Origin of the sequence: Pseudomonas sp. Root562 (assembly GCF_001427125.1) — a bacterium.
Lineage (GTDB): Bacteria > Pseudomonadota > Gammaproteobacteria > Pseudomonadales > Pseudomonadaceae > Aquipseudomonas.
Genome location: NZ_LMGK01000007.1, coordinates 77,189 through 100,482 on the forward strand (window position 1 = coordinate 77,189; position 23,294 = coordinate 100,482).

The following is a 23,294-nucleotide window of genomic DNA, read 5'->3' on the forward strand; positions in this document are numbered from 1 at the left end:
TCCCAGTGTTGAACCATTTCGATTTACCAGCATTTTCAATAAGAATTACTTATGGATTTTAAGCAACTGCGTTATTTCGTCGCGGTGTATGAAGAGGGCCACGTCGGGCGTGCCGCCGAACGGCTTTCAATCTCTCAACCGGCGCTTTCACAACAGATCCGCCATCTCGAACAGACCCTCGATGTGAGCCTGTTCGAACGCAGCAGCAAACGCCTGTTGCCGACCCTGGCGGCCCATACGCTGTACAACCACGCCCTGCCCTTGCTCGATGGTCTGCAGCGGGCGCGCGAAGCATTGGGCAATTTCAAGGGGCAGGCGCTGCGTACGCTGGCCATTGGCGTTTTGCAAACGGTGCACACCAGCCTTGTGCCGCAGATGCTCGAACGCGTGCGCAAAGCCCAGCCGCATCTGGTGGTGCAGATCTATGAACTGACAGGACTGGAAATCGAACGTCGGTTGCTCAATGGCTCGCTGGATATCGGCATCAGCTATCTGCCCCCCCGGCAACCTGGGCTACATGGAGTGATGCTGTATGAGGATGAACTGACGCTTGTCATCCCCGCGGAGCACCCCTTGCGGGAATTCAAGAAAGTCTCGATGAGTCAGGCTGCGCAATTGCCGATGTTGCTATTGGGTGAGGAGTTTCAGATACGCCAGATTTGGCAGGCGCAATTGGCCAATCTGGGACGACGTCCGCAGGTGCAGGCTGAATTGAACAACATGGCGGGGATTCTCGACAGCCTGCCGCACACACAATTGGCAACGGTATTGCCCGGACGCTCGCAAAAAACCCATGGCAACAACGACCTGCTGTGGAAACCGCTCAGTGAGCCGCGGATACCGTTGAAAGTGGGGTTGGTGTGTCGCGATGTGCAACGGCAACAAGCCTCGCTGGCGTTGTTACGTACGCTGCTCGAAGAGGTGATAAATCGACCAGAAGATCGCTTGAATAACTCGCCAGCACTGGACGGGCTTGGCTGAGTACTTTTTCGCAGGCATAAGAAAACCCCGCCGAAGCGGGGCTTTGCAGACTGTTTCCCTGACATCCATTTCACTCCGCCGTCCTGGCAGAATCCTACGTGTCCGTGTTGTTGCTTTGCGCTTCCTGCGCTACGTCCATGTGAAGTAGATTAGCCGTGGATCCAATCTGCATCTATGGGAGATAGGCAGCACGTCATGTAAGAGAAAGCTTACATGACGTTACATTGTCAGAACTGTGCGGCATCCAGCAGGAAAAGCGACTCACTCCCGGCCTTCACCGACGCGCTCAACGAGTGGATACGCGGCAGCAGGCGTGCGAAATAGAACCGCGCCGTGCCGAGTTTGCTGGCGTAGAAATCGTCCTGCGCTTCTTTGCCGAGAGCGGCCTTGGCCATCAGTGCCCACATGTAGGCGTAAGCGACATAACCGAACGCTTGCAGATACTCGACCGATGCCGCGCCGATTTCATTCGGGTTGGATTTTGCCCGGTCAAGCAACCACGCGGTCAGTTCGTCGAGCGTGGTCACAGCGTCGTTCAACAGTTTGGTGAACTCGGCAAGATCGGCGCTGGCAGTGGCCGTGAAGTGACGAATCTCGTCAGCGAACAGGTTGTAGAACGCCCCGCCGCTGCCAACGATCTTGCGCCCGACCAGGTCCAGGGCCTGGATGCCGTTGGTGCCTTCGTAGATCTGAGTGATGCGAACATCGCGAACCAATTGTTCCTGACCCCACTCGCGGATGTAGCCGTGACCTCCGAAAACCTGCTGGCCGTGCACTGTGGTTTCCAGGCCGAGATCAGTCAGGAACGCCTTGGCCACGGGAGTCAACAACGCCACCAGATCCTCCGCACGCTTGCGGGTCGCGGCGTCTTCGCTGAACTTGGCGGTGTCCAGTTGCATGGCCACGTAAGTCGAGAACGCACGACCGCCTTCGTTCGAAGCTTTCATGGTCAACAGCATGCGACGTACATCCGGGTGGACGATGATCGGATCGGCCACTTTGTCCTTGTTCTGCGCGCCGGTCGGCGAACGGCTTTGCAGTCGGTCGCGGGCGTACTCCACTGCGTTCTGATAGGAGCGCTCGCCAGAAGCCAGGCCCTGGATGCCAACCCCCAGACGCTCGTAGTTCATCATGGTGAACATCGCCGCCAGGCCTTTGTTCGGCTCGCCGACCAGATAACCCACAGCCTCATCGAAGTTCATCACGCAGGTCGCCGACGCCTGGATGCCCATCTTGTGCTCGATCGAGCCGCAATTGGCCGGGTTGCGCGCGCCCAGGCTGCCATCGGCATTGACCATGAACTTCGGCACCAGGAACAGCGAGATACCTTTCGGACCGGCCGGAGCATCCGGCAGCTTGGCGAGTACCAGGTGGATGATGTTTTCGGTGAGATCGTGCTCACCACCGGTGATGAAGATCTTGGTGCCGCTGACTTTGTAGGAACCGTCAGCCTGTGGCTCGGCCTTGGTGCGAATGATGCCCAGGTCCGTACCGGCATGCGGCTCGGTCAGGCACATGGAACCGGCCCAGACACCGGCGTACATGTTTGGCAGGTACGCGGCTTTCAGTTCTTCGCTGGCGTGGGCGTTGATCGACAGGCAAGCACCGGCGGTCAGCATCGGGTACAAACCGAACGACAGGCTGGCGGAGTTGACCATCTCTTCGACCTGGGCCGACACGGCTTTGGGCATGCCCATGCCGCCGTAGGCAGGATCGCCACCGACCCCGACCCAACCGCCTTCAGCATAAGTCTGATAAGCCTGTGGGAAACCGGCCGGCGTGGTGACAGCACCGTCTGCCCAATGGCAACCTTCTTCGTCGGCCGCACGGCTCAGGGGCGCGATGCTTTTGCTGGTGACCTTGCCGGCTTCTTCGAGAATGGCTTCGACGGTCTCAGCATCGACGGAATCCGCCAGTGCCGGCAGCTCGGCCCAGAGTTTGGCGACCTCGAAAACTTCATTGAGGACGAAGCGCATATCGCGCAGGGGCGCTTTGTAGTCAGCCATGGCAAACCTCGCAAGATCTAAACAGGTAATTCGTAGGTGTGGTGTTTTCGTTGGGTCCGAGTGTAACCCAACAACTTTTGCGACACATAGGGTCAGCCAGTGACTGTTTTGTTATTTTTGGTCACCAGCATTTCAGCTGAGACAGTTCTCGCCTGCCAGAACGCATTCGCGGGCAAGCCTCGCTCCTACAGGCCGTGTCGCACGCATTCACGTGAACGACATAGAACCGTAGGAGCGAGGCTTGCCCGCGAAGCTTTTCAAGCCTGATCGTCAGAGCGCAAACAACTCCGCCGGCAGCTTCATCAGGCAATCGCTGCCCGCCTCGATCGCTGCCCGGTGCGCGGCAGTGCGTGGCAACAGTCGCTTGAAGTAAAACTCGTTGGTCGCCAGTTTGCCCCGGCAGAAATCGGCATCGCCACTGCCCGATTCCAATTGTGCCTGCGCCACCAACGCCATCCGCAACCACAAGTATCCGAGGATGATGTAACCGCTGTACATCAGATAATCCACTGATGCCGCGCCGACTTCGTCCGGATTTTTCATCGCAGCCATGCCGACCTGAGTGGTCAATTCGCCCCACTGCCGGTTCAGTTCGTTGAGTTGGGCCACATAAACCGCCAACTGCGGGTGCGCGGCATTCGCCGCACAGAATTTGTGGACGATTTTGGTGAAGCCGCGCAGTAGCTTGCCCTGGCTGCCGAGGACCTTACGCCCGAGCAGGTCCAGCGCCTGAATACCGTTAGTGCCTTCATAGATCGGTGCGATGCGGCAATCACGCACCAGTTGTTCCATACCCCACTCACGGATGAAACCGTGCCCGCCAAATACCTGCATGCCGTGATTGGTCACCTCCAGGCCGGTGTCGGTCATGAAGGCCTTGCAGATAGGCGTCAGGAACGCCAACAGGTCTTCGGCGTCCTGGCGCGCTGTTTCATCCGCGCTCAGGTGCGCGACATCCAGCAATTGTGCGGTGAAGTAGGTCAGCGCGCGGTTGCCTTCGTTGAAAGCCTTCATGGTCAGCAACATCCGCCGTACATCGGGGTGCACGATAATTGGGTCGGCGGCTTTCTCCGGCGCTTTGGGTCCCGTCAGCGAGCGCATCTGCAAACGGTCGTTGGCGTACCTGATCGCGCCCTGGAAACTTGCCTCGCCCAGACACAAGCCTTGCATGCCGGTACCCAGCCGCGCATGGTTCATCATGGTGAACATGCAGTTCAGGCCCTTGTTCGGTTCGCCGATCAAAAAACCCTGGGCGCCATCGAAATTCAACACGCAGGTGGCCGAGGCCTTGATGCCCATTTTGTGTTCGATCGAGCCACAGGAGACGCCGTTGCGCTGGCCCGCTTCACCCGCTGCATCGGGCAAAAACTTGGGCACGATAAACAGCGAAATGCCTTTGGTCCCGGCCGGTGCATCCGGCAGTTTCGCCAGCACTAGGTGAATGATGTTGTCGCTCATGTCGTGCTCGCCGGCGGAGATGAAAATCTTGCTGCCGGAGATTGCGTAGCTGCCGTCGGCCTGAGGTACGGCGCGTGTCTTGATGATGCCCAGATCGGTGCCGCAATGAGCTTCGGTCAGGCACATGGTGCCGGTCCATTGGCCGGCGGTAAGTTTGCTCAAGTAAGTCTGTTTCTGTTCTTCAGTGCCGTGAGCATGGATTGCCGACATGGCGCCGTGGGTCAGGCCCGGGTACATGCCCCATGAGGTGTTGCTCGAACCGACCATTTCACTGATGACCAGCCCCAGAGAGCTGGGCAAACCCTGGCCGCCGTAAGCCGGATCCGCCGCCAGACCATGCCAGCCACCCTCGACATATTGAGCGAAAGCCTGCTTGAACCCCGCAGGCGTGGTGACCTTGCCATTGTCGAAATGGCAGCCTTCTTCGTCGCCGCTACGGTTGAGCGGGGAGAGCACGTTTTCACAAAACTTCGCGCCCTCTTCCAGGATCGCACTCACCATGTCCGGGCTGGCATCGGTAGCCCCCAATGCGGCGTAGCTGCCGTGAAAATCGAAGACATGGTCGATCAAAAAGCGCATGTCGCGCAGGGGAGCTTTGTACTCAGGCATGGTCATTTCTCCGTCAGCAGATTTCTCCAACCTACTGCCGTCGACCACGCCCCACAATCACAGTGCAGACGCTGAATGCGCCATCATCACTCAACCGTAGCGGCGTCCATGCGCACGGCGCCACGACGGTTCTGCCCGAACGCCATCACGCAGTTGCGCCCCGCGCCCTTGGCGCTGTACAGCGCCTGGTCGGCTGATTTGAGCACCTCTTCCGGGGTGCGCTGGTCGATCCGCTCGGCGACTCCGATACTGACGGTCACCGACACGCTCGACGCACCGGATCCTGCACGGCGTTGGCGCCCCTGGTTGTCATCTTGCGGGCGGCTGTCCTGATTGCGCAGGTGAATGTTGTAGGTGGCGATGGATTCGCGGATGACTTCCAGGTGCGGCATGCATTCTTCGAGGGTTTTGCCTGCAAACACCAGGGCGAATTCCTCGCCACCGTAGCGATACGCCTTACCGCCGCCACCGATTTTCGACAGCTTGCTGGCGACCAATCGCAGCACCTGATCGCCGACATCATGGCCGTGGGTATCGTTGAATTTCTTGAAATGGTCGACGTCGCTCATGGCCAACACATAGTTGCGCCCCAACCGCTGCATGCGTTCATTCAACGCACGACGCCCCGGCAACCCGGTCAGCTCATCGCGGAATGCCATTTGATAGGCTTCGTGCGCAACGGCAGCGGCGATCATCAGCATCACCTGGCTGCACATGATGTTGAGGGTAAACGGCAGAATGAAGGTTTTCGGCAACATCCAGAATAATCCGAGCAAACCCACAAGCTGTGCGGCGTGAAGCGGCCTCGGGTTGCGCCAGTATTGGTATGCCAGCAGCACAAACGATGCGATGAACACTGGATAGGACAGCTGGATCAGGCTCATCCACGCACCGTGCAAGGCCGGCCAGCGAATCTCCGACAACCAGATCAGCAGCGCCTGCGGGTAACTCTGCTCGAGCCCCAATGCCACGCTGCCGACCGCCAGCAACACGGCAAAACGCGCGACCATGTCCTGAAACAAATGTGTTCGTTCTTGCCACGCCGCAAACACGCCGAACAGCAACGGCAACAACAAACAACACAGATGAAAAACCACGGCTGCGTCTTCACGCACCTTGCCGTTGTCGCGGTAGTAATCAGTCTGGGTGTCGAGCAGGAAATAGGCGATGTACACCGTGACCATCAGAAACAGTTCACGCTGGCGTCGGTAGACCGCGCAATATGCACCGCCCAGCAGCAGAACCAGGGTTGGCAGTACGTTGAACAGTGAGGTGAAGAAAACGTTCAGGTCCTTGACGTACGCAGCCGCAAGGCCCGCCAGCAAAAGCAGCAATGACGGTAGGAAATGACTGAAACGTACAGCGGAAGAACGCGGCAAGGGTAAAGCTCCGACCCGTCATATCAATAGATGGCATTGTGCCCACTACTGTAACGGCAGAAACCCCGATTTGCTGAGCGTTTTACTGAGGTATTTTCAATGGAGCTGGCGGCATCGCAATCACCAGTGATGCAAGGAGAAGTCTCGTGGGCGCACGCCAATGCAAAAAAAACCGCTGATCCCGAAGGAACAGCGGTTTTTGCAGAACTGCCTTAAGCCTTAGTAGCCCAGGTCGAAGTTCTCTTCTTTCATGTCCATCAGGTTGTTGGCACCCGAGAGCATGGTTGCAACGTGAGTGCGGGTACGCGGCAGGATGCGCTGGAAGTAGAAACGCGCGGTCTGCAGCTTGGCGGTGTAGAACGCCTCTTCGGAAGTGCCGGCAGCCAGTTTTTCCGCAGCCAGGCGCGCCATGTCGGCCCAGAAGTAAGCCAGGCAGGCGTAACCGGAGTACATCAGGTAGTCCACGGAGGCCGCGCCGACTTCTTCGCGATCTTTCATGGCAGCCATACCGACCTTCATGGTCAGCTCGCCCCATTCCTTGTTCAGTGCAGCCAGCGGAGCGACGAACTCTTGAACCGCTTCGTTGCCTTCGTTGGTCTGGCAGAACTTGTGGACGATCTTGGTGAAGCCTTTCAGGGCTTCGCCTTGGGTCATCAGCACTTTACGACCCAGCAGGTCGAGGGCCTGGATACCGGTGGTGCCTTCGTACAGCATCGAAATGCGGCTGTCGCGAACGTTCTGCTCCATGCCCCACTCAGCGATGAAACCGTGGCCGCCGTAGATCTGCACGCCGTGGTTGGCCGACTCGAAACCGACTTCGGTCATGAAGGCCTTGGCGATTGGAGTCATGAAGGCCAGCAGTGCGTCGGCTTTCTTCTTCTCTTCTTCGTCCACGCCATACTTGACGATGTCGACCTGTTTGGCCGTGAAGTAAACCATCGCACGGTTGCCTTCGGCGAACGCCTTCATGGTCAACAGCATGCGGCGTACGTCTGGGTGGACGATGATCGGGTCAGCGGCTTTGTCCGGCGCTTTCGGGCCAGTCAGCGAGCGCATTTGCAGACGGTCGCGAGCGTATTTCAGACCGCCCTGGAAGCCGATCTCGGCGTGTGCCAGACCTTGCAGCGCAGTGCCCAGGCGTGCGGTGTTCATGAAGGTGAACATGCAGTTCAGGCCTTTGTTCGCCGGGCCGATCAGGTAACCGGTGGCCGCGTCGAAGTTCATCACGCAAGTGGCGTTGCCATGGATGCCCATCTTGTGTTCCAGGGAACCACAGGACACGGCGTTACGCGCACCGATCGAACCGTCTGCGTTCGGCAGGAATTTCGGCACGATGAACAGCGAGATGCCTTTGGTGCCAGCCGGAGCATCCGGCAGGCGGGCCAGCACGATGTGGACGATGTTGTCGGCCATGTCGTGTTCACCGGCCGAGATGAAGATCTTGGTGCCGGAGACTTTGTAGGAACCGTCGGCCTGAGGTTCGGCCTTGGTGCGCAGCATGCCCAGGTCGGTGCCACAGTGCGGCTCGGTCAGGCACATGGTGCCGGTCCACTCGCCGGAAACCAGTTTGGTCAGGTAGGCCTCTTGCTGCTCTGGGGTGCCGTGCTCGGAGATGGTGTTCATCGCACCGTGCGACAGGCCCGGGTACATGCCCCACGACCAGTTGGCCTCGCCAACCATTTCGCTGACAGCCAGACCCAGAGATTCCGGCAGGCCCTGGCCGCCGTGTTCTACGTCATGGGCCAGGCTTGGCCAGCCGCCTTCGACAAATTGCTTGTAGGCCTCTTTGAAGCCAGTCGGGGTCTTAACGCCGGACTCGCTCCAGGTGCAGCCTTCGGTATCACCCACACGGTTCAGCGGAGCCAGTACCTGCTCACAAAACTTGGCGCCTTCTTCGAGAATGGCGTCAACCATGTCCGGAGTTGCGTCCGCGCAAGCCGGAAGGCTCTGATAGTGCGCTTCGTAGCCGAGCAGTTCGTCACGTACGAAGCGAATATCACGCAAGGGGGCCTTGTAGTCAGGCATAGCGATAAACCTCTGCTGATGTAACCGGGAATGAACGACCGTGTTGATTTGTTGTGACGGTCAAACAGTTGTTTGAAACATACGTTTACGCCTAAATCTTGTCAAGCGTCGATCTTTTGCCGTTCGTCATCCGTTAAGGAAATAGCCGGCATACAGGCTGCGCAGCGCCGCCGCTACAGCAGCACGCAGTGAAGGAAAGATTAGTTTAGGGAGAAGGACTTACGCAGAAAAACGCCGCGAAATATCGCGGCGTTGGCAGTGCTGATTCAGCAGGAGATCAGGCGAACGTATCGATCAACGTTCCAAGCACTTCATCGGATGCCTTGGCGACCTTGGCGCCCAGTTCAACCTGAAATTTGCCCTGAGACATCTCGACCATGTTGCTGGCCAGGTCCGATTGCTGACTGCGGTCGACAGAACGCAGGCGATCGACCTGGGCATCCGAGGACTGGCTGGTGACCGCACGTTCGATGGTGTTGTTGGCGATCTGGCCCGCGGCTTGATCGACACGGTTCTGCCCTGTCTGAATAGTGCTCAGACCGGCATAAAAAGCGCTGTTACCTGAGATTTCCATGGGAGAACTCGTCCTTGCAAAGGATTACCAACACACATTGAAGCAGACCTGCGCAGAAAACGCCCGACAAAAACCCTAATGGCACTGTGCCTTGTCATAGGCAAATTCTAGTCCAGCAGGTCCAGTTGGAGATGTTCCGCCACGGCTTCGGCCGTCACCAGCTTGAGCTTGGGCACCCGTCCCAGGCAAGGCGCCGGTATGCGCTCGGCCAGGGTCGCGAGGTTTTCCTCCAGGCGCGAAGTCTTCGGGTCGATGATGTTGGCCACCCAGCCCGCCAGTTGCAAACCGTCCCGGGCAATCGCTTCGGCCGTGAGCAGCGCATGGTTGATGCAGCCCAGGCGCACGCCGACCACCAGGATCACGGGCAGACCCAATGCCATCGCCAGATCCGACAGGTTGTCCTGATCCGCCAATGGCACGCGCCAGCCGCCAGCGCCTTCGATCAAGGTGAAATCGGCCTGCATATCGAGAATCTGCCGCATCGGCACCGCCAGAGATTGCACAGTCAGCGCGATGCCCGCCTCGCGGGCGGCCAGGTGCGGGGCAATGGCCGGTTCCAGCGCCACCGGATTGACCTGGGGATAAGTCAACGGCAGCGAACATTCCGCCAACAATGCCAGCGCATCGGCGTTACGCAGCCCCTTGGGTGTCACGGTGCAACCGGAGGCCACCGGTTTACCGGCTGCGGTGCTCAGGCCGGCAGTTCGAGCGGCATGCAACAGACCTGCGGCCACCGTGGTTTTGCCGACATCGGTGTCGGTACCGGTGATGAAATAGGCTGCGCTCATAAGGGTTTCTCCAAAACGGCGTACACCACTTGATAAGTCGCCGGCAGGCCCTCGGCCTGACGAAACTGCTCATAAGCCTCGACCAGCCCCAGTATCCGCGCCCGTCCCGTCAAACCTCCAGGGCGCCCGGGATTGAGGTTGTGCGCGCCCAGGGCCTTGAGTTCATGGGTCAGGCTGCGCACGTCCGAGTAATGCAATACATGCGCTCGGGTTTCCAGCGTGAGCGGCTGCAAGCCGCTGGCCGCACACAGCTGTTGATAAACAGCGAATTCGCGGAAGCGGTTGACATGCACCATGCCATCGACCTGACGCCAGCTATCGCGTAACTCGTACAACGTACCCACGCACAGACTAGCAAATGCGAAAACACCGCCCGGCTTCAGTACGCGGTAAGCCTCGCTGAGTACCGAGGTGAAGTCCGCACACCACTGCACGGCCAGGCTGGAAAAGATCAGATCGCAAGTGGCATCGCGCAATGGCAGGCGCTCGGCGTCGCCCGCGATGAAATGCGCAGCACCGCCCAAGGGCCGGGCGTGATTGAGCATGCCCTCGGCGATGTCCAGCGCCACCCCGTGACCGAGCGGGAAGCGTTCGCCCAATGCACGACTGAAATGCCCGGTGCCACAGCCAAGGTCCAGCCATCGCTGCGCAGTGAACGACGCCGGTAACCGGCCCAGCAATTGATTGCCGACATCTCGCTGCAACTCGGCCACGCTGTCGTAGCTCGCTGCGGCGCGGGAAAAAGAAGCCGCAACCTGGCGTTTGTCGGGCAAGCCGCCGGGCAGGTTGGGAAGGGATAAATCAGTCATCGCCGGACTCATGCAAAAAGGCCTGGATCGCCCCCGCCACACCGTGGGGGTCTTCCAGAAGAAACGCGTGGCCGGCCTGTTCAATCAGACCGATTTCGACATCCGGGGTTAACGCGAACAGCTCGCCTGCCGCCTCAGCGGGAACCAGACCATCAAGGCCAGCAAACAAATGCAACTGCGGGCCGCGAAAGGCCTGCAAGGCGTGACGGGTATCGAGCTGCGCGAGCACTTCCAGACCGCTCAGCAATACCGAGGCCGTCGTATGTGGCGCCCCGCCGAGCAGCAGCCGCGACAACCCGCGAGGATCTTCGGCACCTTGGGCGCAAAGCAGCGAAAAGCGTTTCAATGTCGTGCGCGGGTCCGCCCTGCAACCTGCCAGAAACGCATCGAAGGTTTCACCGGGCATCGCGCTCGGCCACTGGTCATGGGCGACAAAACAAGGGTTGCTCGCCAGCGTCAGCAGACCACAACAACGATCACCACGACGCGCCGCCAATTCGGAGGCGAGCATGCCTCCCAGGGACCAGCCGCCAAGCCAGGCATCCTGGGGCAACATCGAATCGAGTTCATCGAGCCATTCTTCAAGGTCGCTGGATACCAGCTCCGGCAGTGGCTCGATTTCCACCCGCAGATGTTCATCCAGGCCTTGCAAGGCGGCCGCCAGCGGCTCCAGCGGCGAAACGCCAAGGCCCCAGCCAGGCAGCAGAATCAGTCGATCACGCATGGCTTGGCTCCGGTCCCAGTTGTTCGAAACAATCGGCCAGTCCTTCTAACAATAGCTGCACTTGCGACTCGCTATGGGCGGCGCTCAGGGTCACACGCAAACGGGCGCTGCCGGCGGGCACGGTCGGTGGACGAATGGCGGTCACCATCAGCCCGCGCTCGCGCAACATCTGCGACAAACGCACCGCCCTGGCGGCGTCGCCGATCATGATCGGCTGGATCGGTGTGAAACTGTCCATCAGCTGCAGGCCAATCTGCTCGGCGCCTTGACGGAACTGGCGGATCAGCGCTTGCAGATGCTCACGGCGCCAATGTTCGCTGCGCAACAGTTCAAGACTTTTGAGTGTGGCGCAGGCCAGTGCGGGCGGCTGGCTGGTGGTGTAAATGTAGGGGCGGGCAAACTGAATCAGGCTTTCGATCAGCTCTTCACTGCCGGCGACAAATGCCCCCGCCGTGCCGAATGCCTTGCCGAGGGTGCCGACCAGTACCGGCACTTCTTCCATACTCAGGCCGAAATGCTCGACGACGCCGCCGCCATTGGCGCCTAGCGGACCGAAACCATGCGCATCATCGACCATCAACCATGCGCCCTTGGCCTTGGCTTGCCGGGCCAGCGCCGGCAGGTCGGCGATGTCGCCGTCCATGCTGAACACGCCATCGGTGACCACCAGGGTATTGCCGCTGGCTTTCTCAAGCCGAGTAGCCAGGCTCGCGGCATCGTTATGCAGATAACGGCTGAACCGTGCGCCCGACAACAGTCCCGCGTCCAGTAATGAAGCATGGTTGAGTCGGTCTTCCAGCACCGTGTCCCCCTGCCCCACCAGCGCGGTCACCGCGCCAAGGTTGGCCATGTAACCGGTGGTGAACAGCAATGCGCGTGGGCGACCGGTCAGATCGGCGAGTGCTTCTTCCAGCGCGTGATGCGGGCCACTGTGGCCGATGACCAGGTGCGATGCTCCGCCGCCGACGCCCCATTTCAAGGCGCCGGCGCGCCAGGCTTCGATCACGTGCGGGTGATTGGCCAGGCCCAGGTAATCGTTGTTACAGAACGCCAGCAGCGGCTGACCATCGACCACCACTTGCGGGCCTTGCGGGCTTTCGAGCAGCGGACGCTGGCGATAGAGGTTTTCGGCACGACGGGCAGCCAGGCGTGCGGCGAGATCGAAAGACATGCAGGCCTCGGGCAATCAAAGCACCAATATTAGGGTGAACACAGACCCTGTGGGAGCGGGCTTGCCCGCGATAGCGATCTTCCAGTCGACATCCTTTTTGAATGTGACTGCGCGATCGCGGGCAAGCCCGCTCCCACAGGGTTCAGCGTTCCAGCCAATCAAAATTGCGAAGCGCTTAAACCGCCGCGTTATAGAACTGCTCGCTGCTCTTCTGCTCCACCAATGCCTGTTCGATCGCCGCCTGATGCACTTCGTCAGCGTGCTCTTCGCGGGCTTCCGGCAGGATGCCCAGACGCGAGAACAGCTGCATGTCTTTGTCGGCCTGCGGGTTGGCGGTGGTCAGCAGTTTTTCACCGTAGAAAATCGAGTTGGCGCCGGCGAAGAACGCCAGGGCCTGCATCTGCTCGTTCATCGCTTCGCGGCCGGCGGACAGGCGCACGTGGGATTGCGGCATCAGGATCCGCGCAACCGCGAGCATACGGATGAAGTCGAACGGGTCGATGTCCTCGGCGTTTTCCAGTGGTGTACCGGCGACTTTCACCAGCATGTTGATCGGCACCGATTCCGGATGCTCCGGCAGGTTGGCCAACTGGATCAGCAGGTTGGCGCGATCATCGAGGGACTCGCCCATGCCGAGGATGCCGCCCGAGCAGATCTTCATCCCTGAATCACGCACGTAGGCCAGGGTTTGCAGGCGCTCGCTGTAGGTGCGGGTGGTGATGATGCTGCCGTAGAACTCGGGGGATGTATCGAGGTTGTGGTTGTAGTAATCCAGACCGGCCTTGGCCAGCGCTTCGGTCTGCTCCTGATCGAGGCGACCCAGGGTCATGCAGGTTTCCAGACCCAGCGCTTTCACGCCTTCCACCATTTTCAATACGTAAGGCATGTCTTTGGCCGATGGATGTTTCCACGCGGCGCCCATGCAAAAGCGGGTCGAGCCGATGGCTTTGGCGCGAGCGGCCTCTTCGAGGACCTTCTGCACTTCCATCAGTTTTTCTTTTTCCAGGCCGGTGTTGTAGTGACCGGACTGTGGACAATATTTGCAATCTTCCGGGCAAGCACCGGTCTTGATCGACAACAGGGTCGACACCTGGACGCGATTGGCGTCGAAATGCGCGCGGTGCACCGTCTGCGCCTGGAACAGCAGGTCATTGAAGGGTTGAACGAAGAGTGCTTTGACTTCGGCCAAAGTCCAGTCATGACGCAGGGTTGCAGTGGTGCTGGCGCTCATGGGCGTTTCCTTTGTTTTATGCTGGGCAAGCGACTGGGGACGGAATACCCACAGGCGCAACACGGATGTTCGGCATATTTAAGGAAGAGCAATGCGCTGTCAACCACGACACGAAAGACAGGTTTACATCTGGTTAAAAAACAAACAATCTTGTTTGTTGTGTGATGAATTGGCCGATGGGGCCGCGCCCATCTGCATGGCCTGCGAAACCGAGTTACCCTGGCTCGGCGATCACTGCCTGAGTTGCGCACTGCCGTTGCCCGCGGCCGGCCTGACGTGCGGCCAATGCCTGAAACAGCCACCGGCCTTCGAAAAAGTCGTTGCGCCATGGACCTACAGTTTTCCAGTAGACAGCCTGATTACCCGTTTCAAGCACAGCGCCAAGTGGCCGTTTGGCCACTTGCTCGCCGAACTGCTCACCCAGGCGCTGCAACATCGTTTCGCCGATGATCTGCCGGTTCCCGATGCATTGGTGCCTGTGCCACTGGCCCCCAGACGCTTGCGCCAACGCGGATTCAATCAGGCGGCAATGCTGGCTCGCTGGTTGAGCGTTCACCTCGGTTTGCCTTCCGATGAGCGGCTGCTGTCGAGGCCTCAAGACACCAGTGCCCAACAGAATTTGAACGCGGTGGCGCGCAAGATGAACTTGCGCCACGCTTTCGTTCTGACGCCCGGCGGGTCGGTGAAGGGTCGTCACTTGGCGCTGGTGGACGATGTGCTGACAACCGGCGCCACTGCGCAAGCATTGGCTCGTCTGCTGATGGACGCCGGTGCCGCACGGGTCGATGTCTATTGCCTGGCCCGCACGCCCAAACCGGGGGACGCGCCTTGACTTGACTCGTACGTCCTTAGCAGCCAACGTCCTTTCCATCGTCACAACCCAAAGCGTCTGCCATGTCCTTGCCCAGTTTGTTGTCCCAGCACATTGTCCGCCGTCCGCAGCGCATCGCCCTGCTGCAACACATCGCTGAACAGGGTTCGATCACCCGTGCCGCAAAAAGCGCGGGGCTGAGCTACAAGGCAGCCTGGGATGCCATCGATGAGCTGAACAACCTCGCGCAAAAGCCGTTGGTGGAGCGCAGTGTCGGTGGCAAGGGCGGTGGCGGCGCCAAACTGTCCAGCGAGGGCGAGCGGGTATTGCGCCTGTATCAGAAATTGCAGGCGTTACAGGCTCAGGTGCTGGAAGCCGCTGAAGACGCCAGCGACCTGGACCTGCTCGGTCGCCTGATGTTGCGCACCAGTGCGCGCAACCAACTGCATGGTACGGTCGCCGCAATCGAGCCGCAGGGGCGAAACGACCTGATTCGCCTGGCAATGGCTGAACACCTGGTCATCGAAGCACAAATCACCCACGACAGTACCGAACGACTGGAGCTGCAAATCGGTACCGAAGTCGTCGCGTTGATCAAGGCCGGTTGGCTTGATCTGATGGCGATCGACTCTGGCGAAACGCCAGGCAACAATTGCTTGAACGGCATTATCGACAAGATCCTGGATGCAGACGACGGCCCCAGCGAAGTACGTATCTCCCTGCCCAACGGCTTGACCCTGTGTGCCTTGGCCGAACCCGGGCATTTGCAGTCCCAGGGACTTGGCAACGGCACGCCCGTGCGCGTCGAGTTTTCGCCGTCCCGGGTTCTGCTGGGCACTCCTTTGTAAACGCGCTGCAACAAAATCTTCATCACTGATCACTAAGGTGACTGCAAAAACCGCAGGGAGCCTGATGTGAGCCTATTAGAAGACAACCAACCCACCGACCTCGAACAAATGGTCGGCCTCAGCCGTCGCGGATTCATCAGCGCGGGTGCCTTGTGCGGCGCCGCCATGTTCCTCGGTGGTAACTTGTTGAGCCGCAGCGTGCTGGCCGCCAGCGTCAGCGCCGGCAACAGCAAGCTGCTGGGGTTCGAGAGCATTCCCGCCGCCACCGCCGACAGCATCAGCCTGCCGCCAGGCTACAAATCTTCGGTGTTGATCAGTTGGGGCCAGCCCTTGCACAAAAACGGTCCGGCATTCGATCCGAGCGGCAATGGCAGCGCCGAGCAGCAGGAAGTCCAGTTCGGCGACAACAACGACGGCATGAGCCTGTTCGCCTTTCCCGGGGACGACCATCGCGCGCTGATGGCGATCAACAACGAATACACCAACTATCGCTACCTTTACCCCCAGGGCAGCATGCCGCAATCGGCGCAAGACGTGCGCAAAGCCCTGGCTTGCGAAGGCGTGTCGGTGATTGAAGTGCAACGCAAGGACGGCCACTGGCAATTCGTTCAGGATTCGCGTTACAACCGACGCATCCATGGCAATTCACCGATCAGGCTGAGCGGCCCTGCCGCCGGACATGACTTGCTGAAAACCAGTGCCGATCCGCAGGGTAAAACCGTCCTCGGAACGTTCCAGAATTGCGCCAACGGCCAGACACCGTGGGGCACTTACCTGACCTGCGAAGAGAACTTCACCGATTGCTTCGGCAGCACCAATGCCGAACAGAAATTCGACGCCGCGCAGAAACGCTATGGCGCGGTGGTCTCCAGCAAAGAGATCAACTGGCATCAACACGATTCGCGTTTCGACCTGGCGAAAAATCCCAACGAACTCAACCGACATGGCTGGGTGGTCGAGATTGATCCGTTCGACCCGCAATCGACCCCGGTCAAGCGCACCGCGCTGGGGCGCTTCAAACACGAAAACGCCGCCCTCACACACACCCGTGACGGGCATGCCGTGGTTTACATGGGCGACGATGAGCGCGGCGAATTCATCTACAAATTCGTCAGCCGCGACAAAATCAACCTCCAGAATCCCAAGGCCAACCGCGACCTGCTCGATCACGGCACCTTGTACGTGGCACGGTTCGACGCCGGTGACGGCAATGCCGATCATCCCAAAGGCCAGGGTGAATGGATCGAGTTGACCCACGGCAAGAACGGCATCGATGCCGGCAGTGGTTTTGCCGATCAAGCCGAGGTGTTGATCAATGTGCGTCTGGCGGCAAGCGTCGTGAAAGCCACGCGCATGGACCGCCCGGAATGGATCGTGGTCAGTCCCAAGGATGGCCAGGTCTACTGCACGCTGACCAACAACGCCAAACGCGGTGAGGACGGGCAACCGGTGGGCGGACCAAACCCGCGGGAGAAAAACGTCTACGGGCAAATTCTGCGCTGGCGCACCGATCGTGATGATCACGGTTCGAAAACCTTTGCCTGGGATCTTTTTGTGGTGGCCGGCAACCCGCAAGTACACGCGGGAACACCAAAGGGTGGCTCGTCGAACATCACCCAGCAGAACATGTTCAACAGCCCCGACGGTCTGGCGTTCGATGATGCCGGGCGGTTGTGGATTCAAACCGATGGCGATGCCAGCAACGCCGGAGATTTCGCCGGCATGGGCAACAACCAGATGCTCTGCGCCGATCCGGTGAGCGGGGAAATTCGTCGTTTCATGGTCGGACCGATTGGCTGTGAAGTGACGGGGATCAGTTTCTCACCCGATCAAAAAACCCTGTTTGTCGGAATCCAGCATCCGGGTGAAAACGGCGGTTCAACCTTCCCCGAGCATTTGCCCAATGGCAAGCCGCGGTCTTCGGTGATAGCGATCAGCCGGGAAGATGGCGGGATTGTCGGCGCCTGATTTGGATCGTCCGCCACTGATCGTTCCTACACTCTGCGTGGGAATGGCTCAACGGACGCTCCGCGTTCGGCTTTTGGGACGCAGGGCGTCCCGGGCGGCATTCCCACGCAGAGCGTGGGAACGATCCCCCTAAAGCAGCCCCGTCTGCGCTACCATGCCTGGCCGGACGCAGCAGCCTGCTGCGCGCAGGAGTCAGCATGGCCCACCCGTTTGAAACCCTCACCCCAGACCTCGTGCTCGATGCCGTCGAGAGTATCGGCTTCCTCAGCGACGCGCGCATCCTGGCGCTCAACAGCTACGAGAATCGTGTCTATCAAGTCGGCATCGAAGACTGCGAGCCGCTGATCGCCAAGTTCTATCGTCCGCAGCGCTGGAGCAACGAAGCGATTCTGGAGGAACACCAGTTCACCTTCGAACTTGCCGGGGTTGATGTACCCGTGGTTGCGCCGCTGATCCACAACGGTGAAACGCTGCACGAACACAAAGGCTTTCGCTTCACCCTGTTCCCTCGCCGCGGTGGTCGTGCGCCGGAGCCGGGCAACCTCGATCAGTTGTATCGCCTGGGGCAACTGCTCGGGCGCTTGCATGCAGTGGGCTCGACCAAGCCGTTCGAGCATCGCGAAGCCCTGGCAGTCAAGAACTTCGGCCATGACTCACTGGCAACCTTGCTCGAAGGCAATTTCATCCCGCGCAGTTTGCTCCCGGCCTACGAGTCCGTCGCCCGCGATCTGCTAAAGCGTGTGGAAGATGCCTACAGCAACACACCGCACCAGAACATCCGCATGCACGGCGACTGTCACCCCGGCAACATGATGTGCCGCGACGAAATGTTCCATATCGTCGATCTCGACGACTGTCGCATGGGTCCGGCGGTACAGGACATCTGGATGATGCTGGCGGGTGATCGGCAGGATTGCCTGGGGCAGCTGTCGGAGTTGATGGACGGCTACAACGAGTTCCACGACTTCGACCCGCGGGAGCTGGCGCTGATCGAACCTTTGCGTGCCCTGCGCCTGATGCACTACAGCGCCTGGCTTGCCCGCCGCTGGGACGACCCGGCCTTCCCGCGCAGTTTTCCGTGGTTCGGCAGCGAACGCTATTGGGGCGATCAGGTGTTGGCGTTGCGTGAGCAATTGGCGGCGCTCAACGAAGAACCCCTGAAGTTGTTCTAACCGCTGTAGGAGCGAGGCTTGCCCGCGAAGAACGAAAACGCGGTACATCAGGCATACCACGTTAGCGTTCTTCGCGGGCAAGCCTCGCTCCTACACAATCCTCTACACATCTATACAATCCCTTCTTTGTTAGCTGCCTAAGCAAGGACTCTGCATGCAAGCCGCCAACCCGCGTCGCGGGTACATTTTGGGCCTGAGTGCCTACATCATTTGGGGACTTTTCCCGCTCTACTTCAAAGCCATCGCCAGCGTTCCCGCCGTGGAGATCATCATCCACCGCGTGCTCTGGTCGGCGCTGTTTGGTGCCTTGCTGCTGATGGTCTGGAAGCACCCGGGCTGGTGGCGTGAGCTGCGTGATAATCCGAAGCGACTGGCGATCCTCGCCTTGAGCGGCACATTGATCGCGGCCAACTGGCTGACCTATGTCTGGTCGGTGAATAACGGGCGCATGCTCGAAGCCAGTCTTGGTTACTACATCAATCCGCTGGTGAACGTGCTGCTGGGCATGCTGATCCTCGGTGAACGGCTGCGTCGCATGCAATGGATTGCGGTGGGGCTGGCGGCCGTCGGCGTGGCGCAGCAGGTGTGGCAAGTCGGCAGTCTGCCGTGGGTGTCACTGGTGTTGGCATTGACCTTCGGTTTCTACGGGCTGATTCGCAAGCAGGCACCCGTGAAGGCCCTGCCCGGGCTGGTGGTGGAAACCTGGATGCTGGTGCCGATCGCCATTGCCTGGTTGTTGCTCAATCCAACCGCCAGCAGTGCTCAGGCCGAATTCTGGACGACCTCCGAGGCTTGGTGGTTGGTGGCGGCAGGTCCGGTGACGCTGATACCGCTGGTGTGTTTCAACGCCGCCGCGCGGCATTTGCCCTACACCACACTGGGCTTCCTCCAGTACCTGGCGCCGACATTGGTGTTGTTGCAGGCGGTATTGCTGTTCGACGAACACTTGTCGTCCAGCACCTTGGTGGCCTTCATGTTTATTTGGGCAGGCCTGGCCGTTTACAGCGTCGATGCGTGGCTCAGTTTGCGTCGCCGCACCTGATCAAAAAACGTACAAACCTCCACAGGCCACGTATTCCGTGGCCTGCATCGTTCCTTCCCAAGGTTATCCACAGCGTGATCCCCGCCGTTTGTGCGCAAGTCACTGAAACTGCTGGTTTTTTGATCAGATCCTGAAAAGCCCCGGCCGGCGTGGCCTGGCGGGCTGTCTCTACAGGTTATCCACAGGCAGGTGCACGTTAACCTTGGATAACCGGGTCACGGTTCACTGCGCAGCACCAGTTCCACCATCAGATCATCCGCCAGGGTTTCCAGGCGTGATTGCAGCACGTCCAGAGAAAGGGTCAATGGCACCGCCAGAATCGCCTCGGCGTGGAACAACGGCTCGCTGCTCATCGGCGCTGGACGCACTTCCGTCACCAACCTTTCCAGGTTCACCCCCTGCTCGCTCAACAACCGGGTGATGTCTCGCACGATACCGGGGCGATCATTGCCCACCAATTCCATGGCAATCGGCTTCCAGGTGCAGGACTGTTCGATGCCGCTTTCGGCGATCAACACGCGAATGCCCTGAGCGGACAATGCCTGTAGGGCATCGACTAATGCGTCGTAGGCTTCTGCCGGCACGCCCACCCGAAGAATCCCGGCGAATTGCCCGGCCATGCGCGACATGCGGCTTTCCAGCCAGTTGCCGCCCTGCTCGGCAATGCATTGGGCAATGCGCTCGACCTGCCCTGGCTTGTCCGGTGCAAAAACGGTGAGTACGAGGTGGTCCATGGCGCAGCCCTCTGGTCATGACTCTTGTTATAGAAAACCAAGTATAGGCAAGGGGCTGGAATCGGCTTGGCTGTGGCGAGGGAGCTTGCTCCCGCTCGACTGCGAAGCAGTCGTAAAAACGTTTGGGCTTGCTTCGCAAGCCAGCGGGAGCAAGCTCCCTCGCCACGGGAAACATAGCTCCATAGCCGCAAACCAAAGATTATGTGTACAACTTTTTATATTTAACTGGAACAATCTCATGGTTTTTTGAGAACATCCCGATCCCCGACGTGACTGCAATGCGTCATGGGGTCGCAGAACGACGTAATTAGTCTAATTTTCACAAGCGCAATTGATCATGTAGTATGCCGCAGCGCGCACTACATAACGTTGGATCGATGTCTGCCACAGCCGCAGCCACATCCCTGAAAGCCCCGTCAGCAAGGCCCTCAAGCCGTTGATCGGTCACCACCCAGCCGTCAGAAATGGCATGTACTGGTCGCAGGGTTTGTGGTTTAAATGGCCAGAGGCTTCATTGTTAAATTGAAGAGCTGAAAAGCGAAATAGCTGAGCAGAGTGAGGCAAGCAATGACTGAACACGTTCAAGTCGGTGGCCTGCAGGTCGCCAAAGTCCTGTTCGACTTCGTGAACAACGAAGCCATTCCCGGTACCGGCCTCACCGCCGATAAGTTCTGGGCCGGTGCAGACAAGGTCATTCATGACCTGGCACCGAAGAACAAAGCCCTACTCGCCAAACGCGATGATTTCCAGGCGCGTATCGACGCCTGGCACCAGGAACGCGCCGGTCAGGCGCACGACGCCGTGGCCTACAAAGCCTTCCTGCAAGACATCGGTTATCTGCTGCCAGAAGCGGCCGATTTCCAGGCAACGACACAAAACGTCGATGAAGAAATCGCCCGCATGGCCGGTCCACAACTCGTGGTCCCGGTGATGAACGCCCGCTTCGCTCTCAATGCTTCGAACGCCCGCTGGGGTTCGCTGTACGACGCGCTCTACGGCACCGACGCCATCAGCGAAGCTGACGGTGCGGAAAAAGGCAAAGGCTACAACAAGGTTCGTGGCGACAAGGTCATCGCCTTCGCCCGCGCTTTCCTCGACGAAGCGGCGCCACTGGCAGCCGGTTCCCACGTCGATTCCACCGCCTATAAAATCGTCGACGGCAAACTGGTCGTCGCGCTCAAGGGCGGCAGCAACAGCGGCCTGCGCAACGATGCGCAACTGATCGGTTTCCAGGGCGATGCTTCGGCACCGACCGCGATCCTGCTGAAAAACAACGGCCTGCATTTCGAAATCCAGGTCGACGCCAGCACTCCGGTTGGCCAGACCGATGCCGCCGGCGTCAAAGACATCCTGATGGAAGCCGCGCTGACCACCATCATGGACTGCGAAGACTCGGTTGCCGCCGTTGATGCCGATGACAAAGTGGTGATCTACCGCAACTGGCTCGGCTTGATGAAAGGCGACCTGTCGGAAGAAGTCGCCAAGGGTGGCAAGACGTTTACCCGCACCATGAACCCCGACCGCACCTACACCGGTGTCGACGGTAACGCGGTGAACCTGCACGGTCGCTCGTTGTTGTTCGTGCGCAACGTGGGTCACCTGATGACCATCGATGCGATCCTCGACAAAGATGGCAATGAAGTGCCGGAAGGTATTCTCGATGGCCTGGTGACCTGCCTGGCAGCGATGCACAACCTGAACGGCAACACCACGCGCAAGAACACCCGCACCGGCTCCATCTACATTGTGAAGCCGAAGATGCACGGCCCTGAAGAAGCGGCGTTCACCAACGAACTGTTCGGCCGCATCGAAGACGTGCTGGGCCTGGCGCGCAATACCCTCAAGGTCGGGATCATGGACGAGGAACGCCGTACCACGGTCAACCTCAAGGCTTGCATCAAGGCTGCCAGCGAGCGCGTGGTGTTCATCAACACCGGTTTCCTCGACCGCACGGGCGACGAAATCCACACCTCCATGGAAGCCGGCCCGATGGTGCGCAAGGCCGACATGAAGGCGGAAAAATGGATCGGTGCCTACGAGAACTCCAACGTCGATATCGGTTTGAGCACCGGCCTGCAGGGTCGCGCACAGATCGGTAAAGGCATGTGGGCAATGCCTGACCTGATGGCAGCGATGCTCGAACAGAAAATCGCTCACCCACTGGCCGGCGCCAACACGGCCTGGGTCCCGTCGCCAACTGCCGCTGCCCTGCACGCGCTGCACTACCACAAGGTTGACGTGTTCGCCCGTCAGGCCGAACTGGCCAAGCGTGCTCACGCGTCGGTGGACGACATTCTGACCATCCCGCTGGCAGTGAACCCGCAGTGGACCGCCGAGCAAATCAAGAACGAACTGGACAACAACAGCCAGGGCATTCTCGGTTACGTCGTGCGCTGGATCGACCAGGGCGTTGGCTGTTCGAAAGTGCCGGACATCAACGATGTCGGCCTGATGGAAGACCGTGCCACGCTGCGTATTTCGAGCCAGCACATCGCCAACTGGCTGCGTCACGGCATCGTCACCGAAGAGCAAGTGATGGAAAGCCTCAAGCGCATGGCGCCGGTGGTTGACCGTCAGAACGCTGGTGATGCGCTGTACCGTCCATTGGCACCAGACTTCGACAGCAACATCGCCTTCCAGGCGGCGGTCGAGTTGGTGATCGAAGGCACCAGGCAGCCGAACGGCTACACCGAGCCGGTCCTGCACCGTCGTCGTCGCGAGTTCAAGGCTGCCAACGGCCTGTAACGAACGTTTACGCCGGACAAGAAAAGCCCTGATCTCTCGATCAGGGCTTTTTTTTGGGCATCACGGGCGCTGCCTTCACGGACAAGCCTCGCTCCTTGTATGTTGACCCTGAGTCCAAAGAGAGAGGTTACGCTCAAGGACTCATACAACAGCAAGTGCGTTTCTGGGGGGAGGCCGATCGCTCCTGAAGGCAGGATTTGCTCCTGACCTTGTCTGTAG

18 protein-coding genes are annotated in these 23,294 nt (G+C 59.5%); 7 read left to right on the top strand and 11 right to left on the bottom strand.

Annotated elements, in window-relative coordinates:
- The first annotated feature begins 51 nt into the window (after positions 1–51).
- Complete coding sequence (locus ASD60_RS08400) at positions 52–981, top strand: LysR family transcriptional regulator (protein WP_056853564.1); 930 nt, start codon at positions 52–54, stop codon at positions 979–981.
- Positions 982–1,208: 227 nt separating this feature from the next.
- Here the strand turns inward: ASD60_RS08400 and ASD60_RS08405 are convergent, their stop codons facing one another.
- The 10 genes from ASD60_RS08405 to bioB all read right to left on the bottom strand — a co-directional run bounded on the left by ASD60_RS08405 (position 1,209) and on the right by bioB (position 13,755).
- On the bottom strand, positions 1,209–2,987 hold the full coding sequence (locus ASD60_RS08405; protein ID WP_056853565.1) for an acyl-CoA dehydrogenase C-terminal domain-containing protein: 1,779 nt from the start codon (positions 2,985–2,987) through the stop codon (positions 1,209–1,211).
- 270 nt (positions 2,988–3,257) lie between these two features.
- A complete protein-coding gene (locus ASD60_RS08410) occupies positions 3,258–5,054 on the bottom strand; it encodes an acyl-CoA dehydrogenase C-terminal domain-containing protein (RefSeq protein WP_056853566.1) in 1,797 nt (598 codons plus the stop codon).
- Between the two features lie 86 nt (positions 5,055–5,140).
- Positions 5,141–6,433, bottom strand: a complete 1,293-nt coding sequence (locus ASD60_RS08415; RefSeq protein WP_056853567.1) for a GGDEF domain-containing protein — start codon at positions 6,431–6,433, stop codon at positions 5,141–5,143.
- Between the two features lie 219 nt (positions 6,434–6,652).
- Positions 6,653–8,458, bottom strand: a complete 1,806-nt coding sequence (locus tag ASD60_RS08420) for a phenylacyl-CoA dehydrogenase (protein WP_056853568.1) — start codon at positions 8,456–8,458, stop codon at positions 6,653–6,655.
- A gap of 277 nt (positions 8,459–8,735) precedes the next feature.
- Positions 8,736–9,032 (bottom strand): hypothetical protein, encoded by a 297-nt coding sequence (locus tag ASD60_RS08425; RefSeq protein ID WP_056853569.1) that lies wholly within the window; start codon positions 9,030–9,032, stop codon positions 8,736–8,738.
- 107 nt (positions 9,033–9,139) lie between these two features.
- Complete coding sequence (gene bioD, locus ASD60_RS08430; RefSeq protein ID WP_056853570.1) at positions 9,140–9,820, bottom strand: dethiobiotin synthase; 681 nt, start codon at positions 9,818–9,820, stop codon at positions 9,140–9,142.
- Positions 9,817–10,629, bottom strand: coding sequence for a malonyl-ACP O-methyltransferase BioC (bioC, locus tag ASD60_RS08435; RefSeq protein WP_056853571.1), 813 nt, complete (start codon positions 10,627–10,629; stop codon positions 9,817–9,819). The genes bioD and bioC overlap by 4 nt, the downstream gene beginning before the upstream one ends.
- Positions 10,622–11,353: an alpha/beta fold hydrolase gene (locus tag ASD60_RS08440; protein ID WP_056853572.1), complete on the bottom strand. Its 732-nt coding sequence runs from the start codon at positions 11,351–11,353 to the stop codon at positions 10,622–10,624. Before ASD60_RS08440 ends, bioC begins: the two co-directional genes overlap by 8 nt.
- On the bottom strand, positions 11,346–12,524 hold the full coding sequence (gene bioF / locus ASD60_RS08445) for an 8-amino-7-oxononanoate synthase (protein WP_056853573.1): 1,179 nt from the start codon (positions 12,522–12,524) through the stop codon (positions 11,346–11,348). The genes ASD60_RS08440 and bioF overlap by 8 nt, the downstream gene beginning before the upstream one ends.
- Positions 12,525–12,699: 175 nt before the next feature.
- Complete coding sequence (gene bioB / locus ASD60_RS08450; RefSeq protein ID WP_056853574.1) at positions 12,700–13,755, bottom strand: biotin synthase BioB; 1,056 nt, start codon at positions 13,753–13,755, stop codon at positions 12,700–12,702.
- A gap of 91 nt (positions 13,756–13,846) precedes the next feature.
- On the opposite strand from bioB, the gene ASD60_RS08455 reads away from it, so the two are divergent.
- The 5 genes from ASD60_RS08455 (at position 13,847) to rarD (ending at position 19,596) form a co-directional block, all read left to right on the top strand.
- Entirely contained in the window at positions 13,847–14,587 is a 741-nt protein-coding gene (locus ASD60_RS08455; protein ID WP_056853575.1) for a ComF family protein, read from the top strand.
- A 62-nt stretch (positions 14,588–14,649) separates the two neighbouring features.
- Positions 14,650–15,414: a TOBE domain-containing protein gene (locus tag ASD60_RS08460; RefSeq protein ID WP_056853576.1), complete on the top strand. Its 765-nt coding sequence runs from the start codon at positions 14,650–14,652 to the stop codon at positions 15,412–15,414.
- A gap of 66 nt (positions 15,415–15,480) precedes the next feature.
- Positions 15,481–17,382 (top strand): PhoX family protein, encoded by a 1,902-nt coding sequence (locus ASD60_RS08465; protein ID WP_056853577.1) that lies wholly within the window; start codon positions 15,481–15,483, stop codon positions 17,380–17,382.
- Between the two features lie 197 nt (positions 17,383–17,579).
- Positions 17,580–18,554 (top strand): serine/threonine protein kinase, encoded by a 975-nt coding sequence (locus ASD60_RS08470; protein WP_056853578.1) that lies wholly within the window; start codon positions 17,580–17,582, stop codon positions 18,552–18,554.
- 154 nt (positions 18,555–18,708) lie between these two features.
- A complete protein-coding gene (gene rarD / locus ASD60_RS08475) occupies positions 18,709–19,596 on the top strand; it encodes an EamA family transporter RarD (protein ID WP_056853579.1) in 888 nt (295 codons plus the stop codon).
- A gap of 215 nt (positions 19,597–19,811) precedes the next feature.
- On the opposite strand, the gene ASD60_RS08480 is transcribed toward rarD, so the two are convergent.
- Complete coding sequence (locus ASD60_RS08480; protein ID WP_056853580.1) at positions 19,812–20,330, bottom strand: glycine cleavage system protein R; 519 nt, start codon at positions 20,328–20,330, stop codon at positions 19,812–19,814.
- A gap of 567 nt (positions 20,331–20,897) precedes the next feature.
- On the opposite strand from ASD60_RS08480, the gene ASD60_RS08485 reads away from it, so the two are divergent.
- Positions 20,898–23,075, top strand: a complete 2,178-nt coding sequence (locus ASD60_RS08485) for a malate synthase G (RefSeq protein WP_056853581.1) — start codon at positions 20,898–20,900, stop codon at positions 23,073–23,075.
- The last annotated feature ends 219 nt before the right edge of the window (positions 23,076–23,294 follow it).